Genomic DNA, 16330 nt, shown 5'->3' with positions numbered 1-16330 from the left:
GGACAAATGGCGCGAAAGATTCGCGAATCGGGCGTAAGTTTTCTGTCATCGGCTAACCATCTTTTGTCGGAGGGTTGATCAGTGACTGGTGCCGCGGCCAAGATTTTGACGGTGTTCGAGGAAGTGATCGGGGTTCCGCTTCCGGTTCGCGTGCGATGTTGGGACGGTTCGGAGGCAGGGCCACCGGACGCCGCTGCGCAGGTTCACTTCCGGAATCGGCGTGCCCTACGGCGGGTCCTCTACTCTCCCAACGAATTAGGGCTGGCGAGGGCGTACGTTTCCGGCGATCTGGACGTAGACGGCGATATCTTCGCGCTCCTCGACGTCCCGGAACTGGTCACGCGGCTCGGTGAGAATCGTTTGTCGACGTTGCCGCTGCGCTCGATTGTTCGCGCCGCCGGTACTTTCGCCGGCTTGGGAGCGGTGGGTCCACCACCGTCACCCCCGGCGATCGAGATGCGTAGTAAGCGAGGCAAGCGGCACAGTAGATCACGCGATTCGGCGACTGTCTCCCATCACTACGACGTCGGGAATCGCTTCTACGAACTGTTCCTCGGGCCGAGCATGGTTTATTCGTGCGGATACTGGCCGGAAGGTGTCGAATCCCTCGAAGCTGCTCAGTACGCGAAGCTGGACTTGATTTGCCGCAAGCTCGATCTGAAGCCGGGAATGCGACTGCTCGACGTCGGCTGCGGTTGGGGATCGATGGCATTACACGCCGCCCAGAACTACGGCGTCGACGTCGTCGGAGTCTCGCTGAGCAACGAGCAGGTCGAATACGCCAAGGGGCGAGTTGCCGACGCGGGTTTGACCGATCGCATCGAGATTCGGGTGCAGGACTACCGCGACGTCGACGACGGCCCTTACGACGCGATTTCGAGCATCGGCATGTCCGAGCACGTGGGCCTGGTCAATTTGCCGGTGTACACGGCAAAACTCTACGACCTGCTCGTGCCGCGGGGTCGTCTGCTCAATCATGCCATCGCCGCGGTGAAGTCGTTGTCGGACAACGTCGATGACGGTCCCAGCTTCATCGACAGGTACATCTTCCCGGACGGTGAGATCCTTCCGTTGAGTAAAACCATTGATGCGCTGGAACTTTCGGGTTTCGAGACGCGTGACAGCGAAGCGTTGCGCGAGCATTACGCACTGACACTGCGCGCATGGGTGCAGAACCTTCGCGAGAACTGGGACGCATCGGTCTTACAGGTCGGTGCTCCCCGGGTGCGTACCTGGTTGCTGTATCTCGCTGCCAGTGCCCTGGGTTTCGAGGAGCCGCACAGGCTTACGATTCATCAGGTTCTGGCCGTGAAACCAGGGGATCGGGGGGCCAGCGGCATGGCCCGCTCGCGTGACAGTTGGTATCGATCGATTGAAGTCCCGCAGATCGAAACCGGTCCGCGCGTCGACTGAGGCCTATACGTTGGATTTCCATGAGCACCCGGAAGGTTGTCCTCGCGGCACTGAAGATTTCGGCCGTTGCGGTATCAGCGCTGTTGCCGACCTCGCTGCTGTTCACACCGATGTCGAACGCCGAACCTGTGAACGATTTCTACGATGCGATTCCGGGCGACGTCGGTGATCCGGGTTCGGTGATTCGGACGGAACCGCTGGCTCTGGCCGGTGCCGTCGGCGGAGTGCCTGGTGTGGGGACCCGGATCCTGTATTCGAGTACCGACACCCACGGATCCAAGGTTGCTGTGTCGGGCTCGTACCTGGAGCCGGCTGCCCCGTGGTCAGGAGCGGGCCCCCGCCCGACAGTGGTGATCGGTCCGGGTACGCAGGGCCAAGGTGATCAGTGCGCGCCGTCGAGGATGTTTCCCACTGCCGGTCAGCTCCGCCTGGCGGAACCCGGGAATCCGTCGAACTACGGTGCCGGTGTGGACAGTGTCGGTGTCAACTACGAGTCAGCTTTTGCTTTCGCTTTCCTCGCCCAGGGCGTTCGTGTATTCGTCACCGACTACATCGGACTCGGAACACCCGGCGTCCATACCTACGTCAATCGCGCCGAGGAAGCCCATGCGATGTTGGACGGTGCACGCGCTGCCCGAGCCCTCGCGCAGGCAGGAGAGGACGATCCGATAGCGCTGTGGGGCCATTCGCAGGGCGGCGGCACCACTGCCGCTGCAACCGAACTGGCACCCGAATACGCGCCTGAGTTGAATCTGGTCGGGAGTTACGCGAGCGCGCCCCCGGCAGACCTGGCAAGCGTTCTGCGTCATATCGACGGTACCGGCCTGATGGCCGCGATCGGTTACACGATCAACGGCGTCCTCGACCGCTATCCTGCCGCCCGAGAGCCAATCGAATCTCGACTCAACGACTACGGCCGGTCCGTGCTCGCCGACGTCGCCGGGCAATGCCTCATCGATTCCCGAACCAAGTACGGGAAGCAGTCGACGGCGTCGTGGACCACAGACGGACGACCACTCGCCGACGTGGTGGAATCGGTACCGGAGATCCAAAAGGTGATCGAGGAACAACGCATCGGGTGGCGAACCCCGGCCTCGCCGATTCTGGTCAACGGAGCGCTCAACGACGATTTCATCCCGTACGAGCAAACCCGGCGCCTGGTTCAGGACTGGTGCGCGCGCGGGGCCGAGGCGACGTTGTTCACCGACACCCTGCCTGCGGTGAATCCGGGGAGCGGCAACAACCACCTCGCGCCGGCCGTAGCGGATTTCGGCGTCGGATTGCAGTATGTGCTGGACAGATTCAACGGCAAGCCGATAGTCGGTGCGTGCAACGCCTGAGTCGCCGTGTCACGTAACCACCGTCTCACTTCTAACAGTGGTTGACTGAGCCCGTGAACGATCGACCGCACGACCTTCCGATCAACCCGGTTCCACGGAGCGCCCTGGGTGCCGGGCCGGCGCTGAGAGTGTCGACGGGTCTGCTGCTCGGTGTGGCCGCCGGTGTCGTCACGGCGTTGGTCGGCTACCCCCGATTCGCGTTTCTGATCGGCTGGGATGTGGCGGCGATGGTGTTCACGGTGTGGACGTGGATTCTGGTCTGGCCCTTCGACGCGACGCTCACCGCAAGCCACGCAACGCGCGAAGAGCCGGCCCGAAACGTCGCGCACCTGCTGATTCTCGGTGCCGCCGTCGCGAGCCTGGTCGGTATCGCGTTCCTGCTCCTGGCGGCACCCGACGGACATCACTACCAAGTAGTGGCGGCATCGGTTGCAGTCGGCAGCGTCGTGATCTCGTGGCTGGCGGTACACACGCTCTTCGCCCTCGGATATGCACGGCTGTACTACTCCGGCCCCGACGGCGGAATCGATTTCAATCAGGAAGAACCGCCGAGGTACAGCGATTTCGCCTACGTGGCGTACACGGTCGGGATGAGCTTCGCGATTTCCGACACCAACTTGAAGTCGTCGGACATGCGCGCGATGGCACTCGGCCACGCATTGCTGTCGTACCTGTTCGGTTCGGTGATCGTGGCGTCCGTCGTCAACTTGATTGCGGGCCTGTGATCTCTCGAGCCGTGTTACCGATCAAGCCGCTGCACGCCCGATGCTCGAGAGGAAGCCGGCGGCTCCGAAGAACAGACCGGCGAACACTCGATTGGTGGTTCGCTGCTGTTTGGGGGAGCGCATCAAGGTGAGTACCCGGGCGGCCAGGCCGGTGTATCCGGTCATCACGATCACGTCGACTGCGCACATCGTGGCGGCGATGATCAGATACTGCGGCAGCAGCGGCGCCGACGGGTCCAGGAACTGCGGGAGCACTGCGAGCATGAAAACGACGGCCTTCGGATTGCTCGCGTTCACGAGAAATCCGCGAAGCATCATCATCGGACCGGAGCTGCTCGCGGCTGCCTCGTCGGTCTCCACCTCGGTGGGCGCCGATCGCCACTGCCTGATCCCCAGGTAGACGAGGTATGCGACACCGAACCACTTGATCAAGGAAAAGGCCACGGTCGAACTGGCGAGAATTGCACCGACCCCCGCCGCGACAATTCCGATCTGCAGCAACAATCCCAACTGCAGCCCGAAGATGTTCCAGTATCCGCGTCGCAAGCCGTAGGCAAGTCCCGACGACATCGACGCAATGGCGCCGGCCCCCGGCGACAGGCTGATCACCCAACTTGCTCCGAAGAACGCCAACCAGACGTGCCAACTCATGTCGAAAGTCCTTTGATCGGGAAATACTCCCGACAACGAGCACGCACGGGATCAGAAAAGTGTAGACGGACAGTCCTGCTCACTGCTCGCGACAGTGCAATGATCGGGAGATGACGTCGTATCCCGTACTCGACCTGACACCCGACGAATTGCTGACCACAACGCGGACCGTTCGAAAGCGTCTGGATCTGACCCGTCCCGTGCCGTTGGACCTGGTGAAGGAATGCCTCCAGATCGCCCTGCAAGCGCCCTCCGGTTCGAATCGCCAGGGCTGGCAGTGGATGGTGGTGACCGATCCGGCACTGCGTGCAGCAGTCGGGCAGATCTACAAGGAAGTCACCGACGAGTACCTTGCCTCTCACGGTTCGGCGGCAAAACTCTTCGCCGATGATCCCGATCGCGCGCCGATTCAACAACGCGTGGGCACCAGCGTCGCGTGGCTCGGTGAGCACATGGGTGAGGTGCCGGTCCTTCTCATTCCGTGTATCAAGGCGGGCAAGACGCTGCCGGAGGGGAACCAAGCCGGCCTGTGGGGTTCGCTACTCCCGGCTGCGTGGAGTTACGCGCTGGCCGCGCGGGCACGTGGGCTCGGTACGGCGTGGACGACATTGCATTTGCAGCGTGAAGCGGAAGTTGCGGAGCTGCTGGGCATTCCGGCCGGATTCCATCAGGCTGCGCTCATCCCGACGGCGTACTTCACCGGCGAGACGTTCAAACCCGCCGCCCGTGAACCGGTCGACAACGTGCTGCACGTGGACCGATGGTGAGCCTGATCTACTCGGCGATCTGCTCGATCGACGGGTATGTGGCCGATGAGCAGGGGAACTTCGACTGGGCGGTTCCCGACGCGCAGGTCCACGCGTTCGTCAACGAGCTAGAGAGGGGAGTCGGCACGTACCTGCTCGGGCGCCGGATGTACGAGACGATGATTCCCTGGGAAACAATGGCGTCCGAGGATCTCGAGCGTTCTTCGGTGGCAGGAGGACCTTCGGCTCCGGGCGAGTTTGCCGGTATCGAGGCGGCGACCGCCGAGTTCGCTCAGATCTGGCGTGGAATCGACAAGATCGTGTACTCCACGACGCTGAACGAGGTGTCGACCGCACGTACCAGGATTGTCCCGAGCTTCGATGAAGACTTCATCCGTTTGCTCGAGAGTGAAGCGGTACAAGATATCTCGATCGGTGGACCGACGGTTGCGGTTAGTGCTTTCGCGGCGGGTTTGGTCGATGAAGTCAGACTGTTCCTGTGTCCGGTCAATATCGGTGGCGGATTGCGAGCTCTCCCGGAAAGCCGGCTTGATCTGCAACTGCTCGAGGAGAAAACCTTCGACGGCGGCGTCATCTATCTGCGATACGCCGTTCGCTAAGCAATCACCATCACTGCCGTGACGACGCCGAGTAGAGCGATGTAGGCGGCGGCATGGACTCGGTCCGGTATGGCACCGACGATTCGTCGGCTCAGCGCGATCGCCGGTAGGGAACCGGCGAGTAGTGCACAGACGGCCAGAAGGTCGACAGCGCCGACTCTGCCCGCCGACAGATCCGAGGCTGAACTGTGCCCTGATGAAACCGCATACACCGCAGTCGCGACGACGGCGACAGGCAAGCTCAACGGGTTGGCGCTCGCGGCGGCGTCGGCCATCGGAACTCCGCGGCGTCGCATCATCGGAACCGTCATGACGCTCCCGCCGACTCCGAGGAAACTTGCGACGGCACCGATGCCTATCCCGACAGCGCGGACGCCGTGACGGTCAAGATGTTCGCGAGGTTCAGATGGTGTCAGAAACCCTTGTCGCAGAAGACTGTCCAAGATTGTCACCAGCAGGTAGAGCACAAACAGAATCCGGACGACGCCGTCGTCTACGTGGCCCGCCGCAACCGCTCCGAGCCCGGCTCCGAGTGCGACGGGGCCGATCAGAGGTCTGATGTACTCCGTCCGAAGCCGTCCTGACTTCCTGAATGCGACTGTGGCACCGAGTGAATTGACCACCATCACGGCCGCCGAGGATGCTACGGCGACATGCATCGGATCGATGACGTCCGGCCTCAGCGTCGATGCAGCGTAAACGACTGGGACAGTGACAAACCCGCCACCGAATCCGAACAGAACGGTGGTGACTCCGGTCAAGGCGCCGAAAGCGAGAAGGATGAGGGCGTAGTGAAGCACTCGATGAACGGTAGCGATTTCTCCGCTGGCGCACATTCGAAGGTTCGCCAGGTTCCATTGTCAATCAGACACGGACTCGGTAGGTTCCTCCGGTGCGCAACATCTCGATCAACGACGTCGATCACTCACCCCGCGGTGTTCTCGCAATCGGAACCGACTACCCACCCGGTCACGTGCTGGCCGCCCACGAACATCGACGAGCCCAGTTTCTCTTCGCTGTGAACGGTGCGATGAACGTCGAAACCGAAGACGGTGAGTGGACTGTTCTGCCGTCCAATGCGGTCATGATTCCCGCCGGTGTCGCTCATGCCGTGACAATGGACGGCGTCAGCACGCGAAGCCTCTACATCGAACCGTCCGCAGCGCCGTGGTTCCCGGTCAGGTGCCGAGTCGTCGCAGTATCGTCGCTCCTGCGTGAGTTACTTGTCGCTGCAGTCGACATGGATGTCGAGCTGAATGTGGAGGACGACTTACCCGCACACGGACGCAGCGCCGCGGTATTTCAGCTGATCCTGCACGAACTTCGCGATCTTGCGCCCCTACCTGTGGAACTCCCGCTGCCTCGGCACCCGGGATTGCGGGCGTTGTGCGCGCAGTATCTCGCAGCCCCGTCGATCCATGACTCGCCCACGCGGTGGGCCGACCGACTCCACGTCAGTGAACGGACACTGCACCGCTTGCTGATCTCGGAAACGGGGATGAGCGCGTCGTCGTGGATGCAGCGTGCCTGCATTCTTCACGCGCTTCCGAAACTTTCTGCCGGGGCCAGTGTGACGGCCGTTGCGTCTGAACTCGGATACTCGACGCCGGCTGCCTTCGCGGCGATGTGCACCCGAGTCTCGGGTGCACCGCCCAGTAGCTATCGGGCGCGCGTCACGACACAGACACCGGGATGATGTCGGCGACGACGTCGTGGATGAGACCGTCACGGACTTCGAAGGTTTCACGAATCTCCACGGTCATGAGGCGAGTGCCGCCGATTCCCGCGTCCAGCAGGTAGGTGGTCGAGACGATGTCCCCGGCCTCCGACATCTCTAGGTCTCGGACGCCCTGGATAACGCGGTATTGGATGCCGTTTTCGAGGTCGGCGGACATCTGTGGTCCGGAGAACCCCGTCTTGAGTCCGGCTTCGACGCGGGTCGCATCCGGGGCGAAATGAACATCGGAGACGTCATGGGAGACGAGGGCGTCGATGTAGGCGCGTGCTTGCGCCTCACGGGGTGAATCGGCCGGGTTCGGGGCTGCCGTCGCAGCGCCTCCGGCAACCAGGATCAGGACAGCGGTGGCAGCGGCAGTTCCGGCGATATTTCGCAGTGTTCGCATGGGACATCCTAACGACGAGGAGTGGAGGAAATTCGGAAAACGGCCCTCATCGAGTAGCCGTACAGCTGCGGGGAGGATCGACGAGCGAGCAGAAAGCCGGGGCCATGACGGGCACGTAGTCGGCCCCGACGCCGTTCTCGTGAATGATCCGGCGGTAGGCGTCGACGCCGTCGGTCGGGATTCGGGCCGCAGTGGGATCGCCGAGAACATCGACCGTGTAGAGGCCGAATCGAGGTCGGTACGAACCCCATTCGTAGTTGTCGGTGATGGACCAGTAGTTGTAGCCGATCACGTCGGCACCGTCTTCTCGGGCGCGTTCCATCCAATAGATGTGATCGCGTAAGTGATTCGCGCGTGTGTATCCGTCGGCGCGCGGCGCTCCGTTGTCGGTGGGCATGCCGTTCTCGACGATGTAGAGGGGGAGTTCCGGATACTTGCCCGAGTACCGCATCAATGCGTCGTACAGGCCTTCGGGCTGCGGCGTGACGTTGTAGAACTCGTCGAGTGCGGCGTACGCGGCAGTCGGATTGTTCAGGGCCACACCGTAGTAGTAGTCGATGCCGAGAAAGTCGAGCTTGTCGCGCACTCGATCCGTGAATACCGAATCGATCGCCTCGGACACGCCGGGAATGAAGGAGAAATTACTGCTTACGCGGGCACCGGGATCGAGAACATGGATGCGGTCGTAGATCGCCCGGTGGACTCGGACCAATGAGTCGAACATCGACGGCGCCTGGGTGAGTGCGATTCCGCCGTAGGTCAATTCGCGCTGAACGTACACAGTCGGCTCGTTGATCGTGATCCAGAGCGCCCCGATTCCGGAGTACCGCTCGACTACCTTCTCTGCGTTGACCAGCCAATCGGCTTCCGTCTTCGGATTTGTCCAGCCGCCTTGATCGACAACCCATCCCGGATACACCCAGTGGTCGAGTGTGATCATCGGAGTCATGCCCCGCGCGCGGATGTGAGCTACCACGTCGTCGTAGTAGGCGAATTCGGTCTCGTTCCAGCTCCCGGCGGCGGGCTGAACTCGCGCCCACTCGACGCCGAATCGGAAAACCTTCGATCCCAGATCGGCCGCCCGGTCGATGTCCTCGGCGTAGCGATGACGGAAGTCGACCGAGTCACCGATCTTGTCGTGGGTTCGTCCGGAATCGGAGTATCGAGACCAGTTGCTGTCCGGCGACGAACCTTCCGATTGGAACCCGGAGGTGGCAACGCCCCAGAGGAAGTCATCCGGTACCTCAGCCGAGGCGTGAGCGGGAAGGGCCAGCACCCCGAACAGGCACGTCAGTGCCATCAGCGCAGGCGCAATAGACCGTGACAGGGCTCCCATGCCTGGGAGACTAAGTCATACAAGTGTCCAGTCGCAGGCGTTTCGTCCGATCCGCCCGCGGCAGGACCGTGTCACTCAGTGACCCAGCCGCTCAGAAATTCCGCTCAGAAAACCATGGTCATCGATCCCGGGTTCCACGTCCCGGAGCGCTGAACGGTCGTTTCGTCGACCTGGGCAGGTACTGCACTCGGATCGATCGGTGTGTACTTCTCGATCGAACCCCAGTCGCGAGCCCAGTCGTTGTCGAGATACGACGGAATGGTCTGAGCGGTCAGGAGCAGATCGATCCACCCCAACGGTCCACCACCGTAGTGGTCCTGCCAGGCACTGGTCACGAGCGCGCCGGAATGGTCGGGAAGGATCCGATACTCGGGGACCTCGGCGACACCGACCCGATGATCGAAGGGGCGTTGGCATGGGAATGCCAGTCCGACAGCCCAATCCAGCATGACGGGCGCCTGTGAACCGACGACGTCGTTGAGCTTCTGGGTCTTCGGAACCCGCGGCGGGGTGACGGCCACCCATTGGTCGGGCTTGCTGTCGTAGTCGCTGACGACCAGTCGAATGCTGTTGGCTTCGACGGGAATCTGATCCAACGGCACACGCAGGTTCCGCCATGACGGCGCCGGGCCGATGTCGAGGGGCGCGATCTTTCCGAGTGTTTCGACAGCGTCTGTTTCGGCATCGTCGACGCCACGCGCTGTGCCGTACTCGACCTCGACGTTCTGGCCGTAGGTGACGATTCCGTCCTTGTCGACGGACCGAACACGACCAGCCGCGGCAATCGAGATGATGTCGCCACGTGTGGCGTTCTCGCCCACGTCGGGGAGTTGGTACCAGTCACTGGTCAGAGTGCCGGGGGAGGGCTGACCGTAACTACCCATGACGGGTGTTGTCGCCGGGTCGAGACCGAACGGCAACGCGACCGAACTGCCGTTGACTCCGGTCTGTCCGGCGCCACCGCCGGTTCCGGCCGAGTTGCCGGCGGTGTCCTCGGAGGTGTCGACGGTGTTCGCGCCGCCGGTAGCCGTGGCTTCCTTGTCTGCTCGAAGGTCGGAGGCGACGCCATTCGGATCGAATCCCGTAGCCCCACCGGCGGACAGTCCTGTGGCGACGCTGCCCGAGAGGGGCGTCAGCATCGAGGCGTTCGGATCGGTCTCGAGCAGAACGTCGTTGGCGAGTCCGCAGTGTTGGCCGAGAACGGCGTCGACGTTTGCACGGCCCACCGAATAGGCTGGGTACTGGGTGACCGCGCCCTTGGCCATGGACAGCACCTCGAAGAGGACCATGGCACCTGCGGCAACCGTCAGTGGCGAGATGGCAAGCAGTCGAGCGTGCTTCGCGGACGGTTCCTTCCCCGCGGTGTACGGCTCACGGAAGAAGTACCACGCGGCGACGCCGAGCATCAGCACCGTCAGCCCGAGGAGGACGGTGCTCGCGCCGAGTCCGCTGATGGACACAGGCTTGTCCCACCACGGAACGCTGTAGCTGGACACGTAGTAGTAGCTGTTGCTGCCGGTGAATGCCACCGCGAGGAGGAACAGGACGGCCGCCGCGAAGAGGGCCCGATTGCGCGGCGAGCGCAGGAGTTTTGTTCCCACGGCGACGGCCGTCATCATCGCCAGAACGGCGGTGAGTCCGGCAAAGATTCCGAAGTGGTGCGTCCACTTGGTCGGCGAGAACATCAGCAGTGGCAGTGCGCCGATCGTCAGCCCCACGACGCGGCGTGACGGGCCGGCGGCCAAACCGGGAATACGGCCCCCCTTGCGCAGCATCATCGCGGTGCAGACGCCAAGGCACAGAACCATGACGAACACACCGAATCTGCGAGTCAGGGAACCGTCGACGGAGATGTTGAAGAGGTACTGATAGCGGAGGTACTCGTCGAACCAGGGCTGATTCGGTGAGATCGAGTGGACGCGTTGCATCTCGATGACGGCGGCCAGACTTTGATCGCCGAACGCGGGGATGAGAATCGAGAGTCCGGCAGCTAGCAGTGGCCCGACAGCCGCGACGTAACCGGTGGTGCGCGCACGTTCGATGATGATGCGCATGATCGGGCGTATTCCGGCGATGAGTGCGGCAAAGCAGATGAGGCCGGAAGGGCCGGCAGTCAAGGTGAATCCGGCGATCAGGATCGCGACTGCGACCGGCAGAAGTCGTCTCGTCGCGACGGCGCGTTCGATCGAGCACCAGGTCAGCAGCACGCCGAGGGCAACGATCGGTTCGGGGCGCAGTCCGTTGTTGAACGGAAGCCAGAAAGCGAGGAAGACAAGCGCGCCGGTCCAGAGGGCGAGTCGATTTCCGCGAATGGCGGCGCCCAGCCGAGGCGCAACCTCCCGGCTGATGACGAGCCAGGTGATGATGCCTGCCAACAGAGCAGGCAGACGGACCCAGGGGCTTGCGGTGCTGACGTGGGCCAGGAGTCCGAGGATGTTGTAATACGGCGTTCCGAACGGGGTTTCGGGGACCGCGAACCACCGGAAGTAGTTGGACATGTAGCCCGATTGCTCGGAGGCTCTTGCCATCGTGAACTGGTAGCCGTCGTCGGTGGTGGTAGCGCCGATGAAGTGCCACAGCACCAGAGTTCCGACGACGACCCCGTCGAGGACGGTGAACTTCCACCATCGGGCGGGCAGAAATTTGCGTGTGCCCCGGCCGTCGCGGTTGTCGAGGCGGTGCAGCGCGAAGAGGGACACGACAGCCGTGAGTGCCCCGAGAATCATGGCGAGAGTCTTGATCACCGACGGGCTCGACGTGAAGCGAGAGTCCGCCTCGATCGAGACGTTCAAACCGGCTGCCGCCGAATCGAGGTCGCTGAAGACGCCGACTACCTGTGGCCGGCTGTCGCCCTCGATGACGCGCGGTTCGGAACCGGTGGCACTGAAGGTGGTTCGGGTCGGTTCGGCGGCGAGCGTGAGTGCGCATCCACTCGGCAGATCAGCGACGGGTGTCGAGAGCAACACTCGATCGCGTAGGACAACGTCGACCCGAGCGGGAGCGTCGGAGGATTCGGGGGAGACAGTGGCAACAAATCCGTAGCGGCGCGCATCGGCGGCACCCGGGGGAGCAGTCGAGACGAGCGTTCCGCCGGTGGCAGCCAACTCACTGATCGACGCGCACGGAATCGATGCCTCCATGCGCAACGGTGTGTACGAGACCAATGGCGCCTCGACGCTTGTCGTCGACCCGGCCTGCGGCCAGTTGACGGCGGCGGTGTCCTGCTCGATCGGCAGGAACGGCACTGATCCGCACAAAACTATGCCGAGGATCGATGCGACAATCGCAACGATCCGTGCTCGGTTCGGTCCGCTGGATCGCTGAGGGGTCGGCAAGGCCGGAGGTGCGGTCGTGGCCACGTCACTGTCTGTCACGACTTTGGACCCTAGCTGTGCGTGACGTGTTTGTTATAAAAGCGCGAGTAATGGGATGGTCGTGTTCCCGGTGTCATTCCTCGGGGTGGGGTTGTCGGCGATCGAGGCGGGGGTGCTGTGCGCGAATTTCACGAGTCCATTCCCCTGAGCCCACTACTGCGGCGGTCGGCGGTCGCATTGTGCGTCGTCCTCGGAATTGTCCTGGTAATTGTCTGCGGGTTCGCGGCAATCGTGGATCGCGACTCGGCGGGCTACGTCGGCGCCGTGTTGTCCGCGGTCCTGTCCTTCGGGTTGGCCGCGTACATGTGGAAGGTGCGCGTGATCATCACCACAGACGTCGAACGAGTGTCGATCACGCTGTCTCCGGGGCTGCGTCAGGTATTTCGGTGGGACGAAGTTGTGTCTGCCACTGCAGTACATATCGGGATGGGCTCCGGAATCGGTTATCGAATGACCGGCCCAGGTATGCGGGTAATTCTCGCATCTCCCGGCGACGGGGTCCGCTTTCGTCTGCATGACGGCCGTGAAATCTCGGTGGCAACACCTCGAAGGGACGAGCTGATCGAACTCGCCCGGCGGCGGGCGCCGGACCTGCAGTGAGCGTTGCAGGTGGACCGGTGAAAAACGGGGTGCGCCTATCCTGGATAATTGACATCAGTTCTGTGTTTCAGGCGCGCTGTTCAGGGCCTGTGATGCCGGACCGGTTTGCTGCCGCTTGCACAGGCACCCCGTTTGCGTACGAGAGGAACTCTCATGCTTGCCCGCACCGACCTGCGTGGTCGTACCCCATCCACGGCCGAACTTCGCGCCGCGCTTCCCCGAGGTGGAGTGGATGTGGACGCGGTACTGCATCAGGTTCGCCCGATGGTCGAAGCCGTCCGTGATCGCGGGGCAGAAGCCGCTCTCGAATTCGGCGAGAAGTTCGACGGCGTTCGTCCGGCTTCGGTTCGTGTACCCGCGGCCGAGCTCGAGCGCGCACTTCGTGAACTCGACCCCGCAGTCAAGGAAGCCCTCGAGGTTGCGATCGAGCGCACCCGCAAGGTGCACGCCGATCAGCGTCGCAAGGACACCGTCACCGAGGTCGTTCCGGGTGGCACGGTCACCGAGCGTTGGGTTCCGGTCGAGCGCGTCGGGCTGTACGTGCCCGGCGGCAATGCCGTGTACCCGTCCAGCGTTGTCATGAACGTCGTGCCGGCTCAGACGGCCGGCGTCGGATCACTTGTTGTCGCCTCGCCGCCCCAAGCCGACTTCGGCGGATTGCCGCACCCGACCATCCTTGCCGCAGCAGCCATGCTCGGCGTCGACGAGGTGTGGGCCGTCGGCGGCGGGCAGGGCGTCGCCCTCCTTACCTACGGCGGAACCGACACCGATGGAACCGAGCTTGTCCCGGTCGACCTCATCACCGGTCCCGGCAACATCTACGTCACTGCCGCCAAGCGTCTGTGCCGCGGACTGGTCGGCATCGACGCGGAAGCCGGTCCCACCGAGATCGCGATCCTCGCCGACCACACCGCTGACCCGGTCCACGTTGCCGCCGATCTCATCAGCCAGGCCGAGCACGACGTGATGGCCGCCAGCGTTCTTGTCACGACCAGCGTCGACTTGGCCGACGCGGTCGACAAGGCTCTGGCTGCGCAGCTCGAGATCACCAAGCATCGCGAGCGCGTCACCACGGCACTGACCGGCAGCCAGTCGGGCACGGTGCTCGTTTCTGATGTTTCCGCTGGTCTGCGCGTCGTCAATGCGTATGCGGCAGAGCACCTCGAGATCCAGACCGAGGATGCAACCGGGGTGGCAGCTCAGGTCACCAGCGCTGGTGCCGTGTTCGTCGGCCCGTGGGCGCCGGTCAGTCTCGGCGACTACTGCGCCGGCTCCAACCACGTTCTGCCGACGGCCGGGTGTGCACGCCACTCCTCCGGTCTGAGTGTGCAGACGTTCCTTCGTGGAATCCACGTGATCGACTACTCCGAGTCTGCACTGAAAGACGTTGCCGGACATGTCATCACGCTGGCCAATGCGGAGGATCTGCCGGCTCACGGCGAGGCTGTGCGTCTGCGATTCGAGGCTCTGCGATGAGTAGTGCTCCTGGAGAGTCGATTTCGGTCGACGCCCTGCCGATTCGCGAGAACCTGCGTGGAAAGTCGGCGTACGGCGCACCGCAGTTGACGGTTCCGGTTCAGCTCAACACGAACGAGAACCCGCATCCGCCGACCCAGGCGCTCATCGACGATGTGGCCGAATCCGTGCGCGAAGCCGCGAAGGAACTGCACCGCTACCCCGACCGTGACGCTGTGGCGTTGCGGACGGATCTGGCGGCGTACCTGGCGAAGCAGACAGGTGTACCGGTCACCGTCGACAATCTGTGGGCGGCAAACGGATCGAACGAGATTCTGCAGCAACTTCTTCAGGCGTTCGCAGGTCCGGGACGTAGCGCGATGGGTTTTGTGCCTTCGTACTCGATGCACCCGATCATCGCCGACGGTACCGATACCGAGTGGGTCGAGGTCTTCCGTCGGGACGACTTCGCACTCGACGTGGATGCTGCCGTCACCGTGATTGCGGAACGTCGACCCGACGTCGTGTTCGTGACCAGCCCCAACAACCCGACCGGACACAGCGTCGGCATTGCGGAACTGCGACGCATCCTCGACGTGGCGCCGGGCATCGTGATCGTCGACGAGGCGTACGCGGAGTTCTCCGCTGCCCCCAGCGCGATGACGCTGATCGACGAGTTCCCGGCCAAGCTGGTTGTGACCCGCACCATGAGCAAGGCTTTCGCGTTTGCCGGTGGCCGACTCGGCTACCTCGCCGCCGCTCCCGCGTTCATCGACGCACTGTTGTTGGTGCGCTTGCCGTATCACCTCTCGGTGGTCACGCAAGCGGCGGCACGTGCCGCCCTGCGTCACGCCGACGAGACCCTCGGCAGTGTGCACGCCTTGTCCGCCGAGCGCGATCGAGTGTCGAAGGCGCTGGCGGACAACGGTTTCCGAGTGATTCCCAGTGACGCGAACTTCATCTTGTTCGGTCAGTTCACCGACAGTGCACAGGCGTGGAAGGAATACCTCGACCGCGGGGTTCTCATCCGCGACATCGGCATCCCCGGATATCTGCGGGCCACCGTGGGACTCGAATCCGAGAACGACGCGTTCATCAAGGCCAGTGACGAAATCGCAGGCACCCAGCTGGTCGACACGAATTCAGGAGAGACGGCATGAGCGATCGCATCGCGCGGATCGAACGAACAACTCGGGAATCAAGCATCGTCGTCGAACTGAATCTGGACGGGACCGGCATCGTCGACGTCTCCACCGGCGTTCCGTTCTTCGACCACATGCTCAACGCGTTGGGTACTCACGCCAGCTTCGATCTCGACGTCAAGGCGAAGGGCGACGTCGAGATCGACGCTCACCACACCGTCGAGGACACCGCGATCGTCTTCGGCCAGGCGCTCGGCCAGGCACTCGGCGACAAGAAGGGCATCCGTCGTTTCGGCGACGCTTTCATCCCGATGGACGAAACGCTGGCGCACGCGTCGGTCGACGTCTCCGGTCGCCCTTACTGCGTGCACACCGGGGAGCCCGACTACATGGTGCATTCTGTCATCGGCGGGTACCCGGGCGTTCCGTATCACGCGGTGATCAACCGCCACGTGTTCGAGTCGATCGCATTGAATGCACGTATCGCACTGCACGTTCGGGTTCTGTACGGCCGCGATCAGCATCACATCACCGAAGCCGAGTACAAGGCCGTTGCGCGAGCTCTGCGTGAGGCTGTCGAGCCGGATCCGCGCGTGAGCGGCGTGCCGTCGACGAAGGGCACACTGTGAGCGTCCTCTTCACCTACTTACTGTTCATCGGCGCGGGTATTGCCGTGGGCGGCGCCTACTCGATGTTCAAGGTCAACAAGCTTGCGTCGGGAATCCTTCTGGCGTTGGCGGTTCTGGCGGCGGTAGCGGGCGCACTGCGTCTGTGACGCGAAAAGTGACTGTGTCTGAGACGCGAA

16 protein-coding genes are annotated in these 16330 nt (G+C 63.1%); 11 read left to right on the top strand and 5 right to left on the bottom strand.

Annotation, left to right across the window (positions count from 1 at the left end):
• Positions 1-81: 81 nt before the first annotated feature.
• From ATN37_RS04960 to ATN37_RS04950, 3 genes are read left to right on the top strand one after another with little or no spacing between them, the layout of a single operon-like run.
• On the top strand, positions 82-1413 hold the full coding sequence (locus ATN37_RS04960) for a cyclopropane-fatty-acyl-phospholipid synthase family protein (protein ID WP_007732273.1): 1332 nt from the start codon (positions 82-84) through the stop codon (positions 1411-1413).
• A 20-nt stretch (positions 1414-1433) separates the two neighbouring features.
• Positions 1434-2753 carry an alpha/beta fold hydrolase gene (locus ATN37_RS04955; protein ID WP_218694833.1) on the top strand — a complete coding sequence of 440 codons (1320 nt, stop codon included), beginning with the start codon at positions 1434-1436 and terminating at the stop codon, positions 2751-2753.
• Between the two features lie 53 nt (positions 2754-2806).
• A complete protein-coding gene (locus ATN37_RS04950) occupies positions 2807-3478 on the top strand; it encodes a DUF1345 domain-containing protein (RefSeq protein WP_030537075.1) in 672 nt (223 codons plus the stop codon).
• Between the two features lie 21 nt (positions 3479-3499).
• Here ATN37_RS04950 and ATN37_RS04945 read toward each other — a convergent pair whose 3' ends face one another.
• Positions 3500-4129, bottom strand: a complete 630-nt coding sequence (locus tag ATN37_RS04945; RefSeq protein ID WP_037130153.1) for a LysE family transporter — start codon at positions 4127-4129, stop codon at positions 3500-3502.
• 110 nt (positions 4130-4239) lie between these two features.
• On the opposite strand from ATN37_RS04945, the gene ATN37_RS04940 reads away from it, so the two are divergent.
• Together ATN37_RS04940 and ATN37_RS04935 are read left to right on the top strand one after the other, a co-directional pair.
• Positions 4240-4896, top strand: a complete 657-nt coding sequence (locus ATN37_RS04940) for a nitroreductase family protein (RefSeq protein ID WP_003942413.1) — start codon at positions 4240-4242, stop codon at positions 4894-4896.
• On the top strand, positions 4890-5495 hold the full coding sequence (locus tag ATN37_RS04935) for a dihydrofolate reductase family protein (protein WP_030537073.1): 606 nt from the start codon (positions 4890-4892) through the stop codon (positions 5493-5495). The genes ATN37_RS04940 and ATN37_RS04935 overlap by 7 nt, the downstream gene beginning before the upstream one ends.
• Here ATN37_RS04935 and ATN37_RS04930 read toward each other — a convergent pair.
• Positions 5492-6295: a sulfite exporter TauE/SafE family protein gene (locus tag ATN37_RS04930; RefSeq protein WP_197492815.1), complete on the bottom strand. Its 804-nt coding sequence runs from the start codon at positions 6293-6295 to the stop codon at positions 5492-5494. The genes ATN37_RS04935 and ATN37_RS04930 overlap by 4 nt on opposite strands.
• Before the next feature lie 92 nt (positions 6296-6387).
• On the opposite strand from ATN37_RS04930, the gene ATN37_RS32905 reads away from it, so the two are divergent.
• A complete protein-coding gene (locus tag ATN37_RS32905) occupies positions 6388-7191 on the top strand; it encodes a helix-turn-helix domain-containing protein (RefSeq protein ID WP_064444174.1) in 804 nt (267 codons plus the stop codon).
• Here ATN37_RS32905 and ATN37_RS04920 read toward each other — a convergent pair.
• The 3 genes from ATN37_RS04920 to ATN37_RS04910 form a co-directional block, all read right to left on the bottom strand.
• The gene (locus ATN37_RS04920) at positions 7169-7618 is read right to left on the bottom strand and encodes a hypothetical protein (RefSeq protein ID WP_007732260.1); all 450 of its coding nucleotides are present in this window, start codon (positions 7616-7618) and stop codon (positions 7169-7171) included. The two genes, ATN37_RS32905 and ATN37_RS04920, sit on opposite strands and share 23 nt — an antisense overlap.
• Positions 7619-7664: 46 nt before the next feature.
• Entirely contained in the window at positions 7665-8918 is a 1254-nt protein-coding gene (locus ATN37_RS04915) for a glycoside hydrolase family 1 protein (RefSeq protein WP_082920640.1), read from the bottom strand.
• A 140-nt stretch (positions 8919-9058) separates the two neighbouring features.
• Positions 9059-12328, bottom strand: coding sequence for an arabinosyltransferase domain-containing protein (locus ATN37_RS04910; RefSeq protein ID WP_371736612.1), 3270 nt, complete (start codon positions 12326-12328; stop codon positions 9059-9061).
• A gap of 117 nt (positions 12329-12445) precedes the next feature.
• Here ATN37_RS04910 and ATN37_RS04905 point away from each other — a divergent pair, with 117 nt between their 5' ends.
• The 5 genes from ATN37_RS04905 (at position 12446) to ATN37_RS04885 (ending at position 16300) form a co-directional block, all read left to right on the top strand.
• A complete protein-coding gene (locus ATN37_RS04905) occupies positions 12446-12928 on the top strand; it encodes a hypothetical protein (RefSeq protein WP_231915243.1) in 483 nt (160 codons plus the stop codon).
• Between the two features lie 153 nt (positions 12929-13081).
• Positions 13082-14404 carry a histidinol dehydrogenase gene (gene hisD, locus ATN37_RS04900; protein WP_007732254.1) on the top strand — a complete coding sequence of 441 codons (1323 nt, stop codon included), beginning with the start codon at positions 13082-13084 and terminating at the stop codon, positions 14402-14404.
• The gene (locus ATN37_RS04895) at positions 14401-15543 is read left to right on the top strand and encodes a histidinol-phosphate transaminase (RefSeq protein ID WP_030537067.1); all 1143 of its coding nucleotides are present in this window, start codon (positions 14401-14403) and stop codon (positions 15541-15543) included. The genes hisD and ATN37_RS04895 overlap by 4 nt, the downstream gene beginning before the upstream one ends.
• Positions 15540-16154: an imidazoleglycerol-phosphate dehydratase HisB gene (gene hisB / locus ATN37_RS04890; protein ID WP_003942383.1), complete on the top strand. Its 615-nt coding sequence runs from the start codon at positions 15540-15542 to the stop codon at positions 16152-16154. Before ATN37_RS04895 ends, hisB begins: the two co-directional genes overlap by 4 nt.
• Positions 16151-16300, top strand: coding sequence for a hypothetical protein (locus ATN37_RS04885; protein ID WP_007732248.1), 150 nt, complete (start codon positions 16151-16153; stop codon positions 16298-16300). The genes hisB and ATN37_RS04885 overlap by 4 nt, the downstream gene beginning before the upstream one ends.
• The last annotated feature ends 30 nt before the right edge of the window (positions 16301-16330 follow it).

Origin of the sequence: Rhodococcus sp. MH15 (assembly GCF_019266045.1) — a bacterium.
Taxonomy (GTDB): Bacteria; Actinomycetota; Actinomycetes; order Mycobacteriales; family Mycobacteriaceae; genus Rhodococcus_F; species Rhodococcus_F qingshengii.
The sequence above is the reverse complement of the archived record's forward strand: the minus strand, read 5'-3'. Positions and strand labels throughout refer to the sequence as shown.

What these genes read in the sequence shown, in the direction of transcription:
- ATN37_RS04955 (WP_218694833.1), top strand. Translation starts at nt 1,434, where the DNA reads ATGAGCACCCGGAAGGTTGTCCTCGCGGCACTGAAGATTTCGGCCGTT.
- ATN37_RS04945 (WP_037130153.1), bottom strand. Translation starts at nt 4,129, where the DNA reads ATGAGTTGGCACGTCTGGTTGGCGTTCTTCGGAGCAAGTTGGGTGATC.
- ATN37_RS04940 (WP_003942413.1), top strand. Translation starts at nt 4,240, where the DNA reads ATGACGTCGTATCCCGTACTCGACCTGACACCCGACGAATTGCTGACC.
- ATN37_RS04935 (WP_030537073.1), top strand. Translation starts at nt 4,890, where the DNA reads ATGGTGAGCCTGATCTACTCGGCGATCTGCTCGATCGACGGGTATGTG.
- ATN37_RS04920 (WP_007732260.1), bottom strand. Translation starts at nt 7,618, where the DNA reads ATGCGAACACTGCGAAATATCGCCGGAACTGCCGCTGCCACCGCTGTC.
- ATN37_RS04915 (WP_082920640.1), bottom strand. Translation starts at nt 8,918, where the DNA reads ATGGCACTGACGTGCCTGTTCGGGGTGCTGGCCCTTCCCGCTCACGCC.
- hisD (WP_007732254.1), top strand. Translation starts at nt 13,082, where the DNA reads ATGCTTGCCCGCACCGACCTGCGTGGTCGTACCCCATCCACGGCCGAA.
- ATN37_RS04895 (WP_030537067.1), top strand. Translation starts at nt 14,401, where the DNA reads ATGAGTAGTGCTCCTGGAGAGTCGATTTCGGTCGACGCCCTGCCGATT.
- hisB (WP_003942383.1), top strand. Translation starts at nt 15,540, where the DNA reads ATGAGCGATCGCATCGCGCGGATCGAACGAACAACTCGGGAATCAAGC.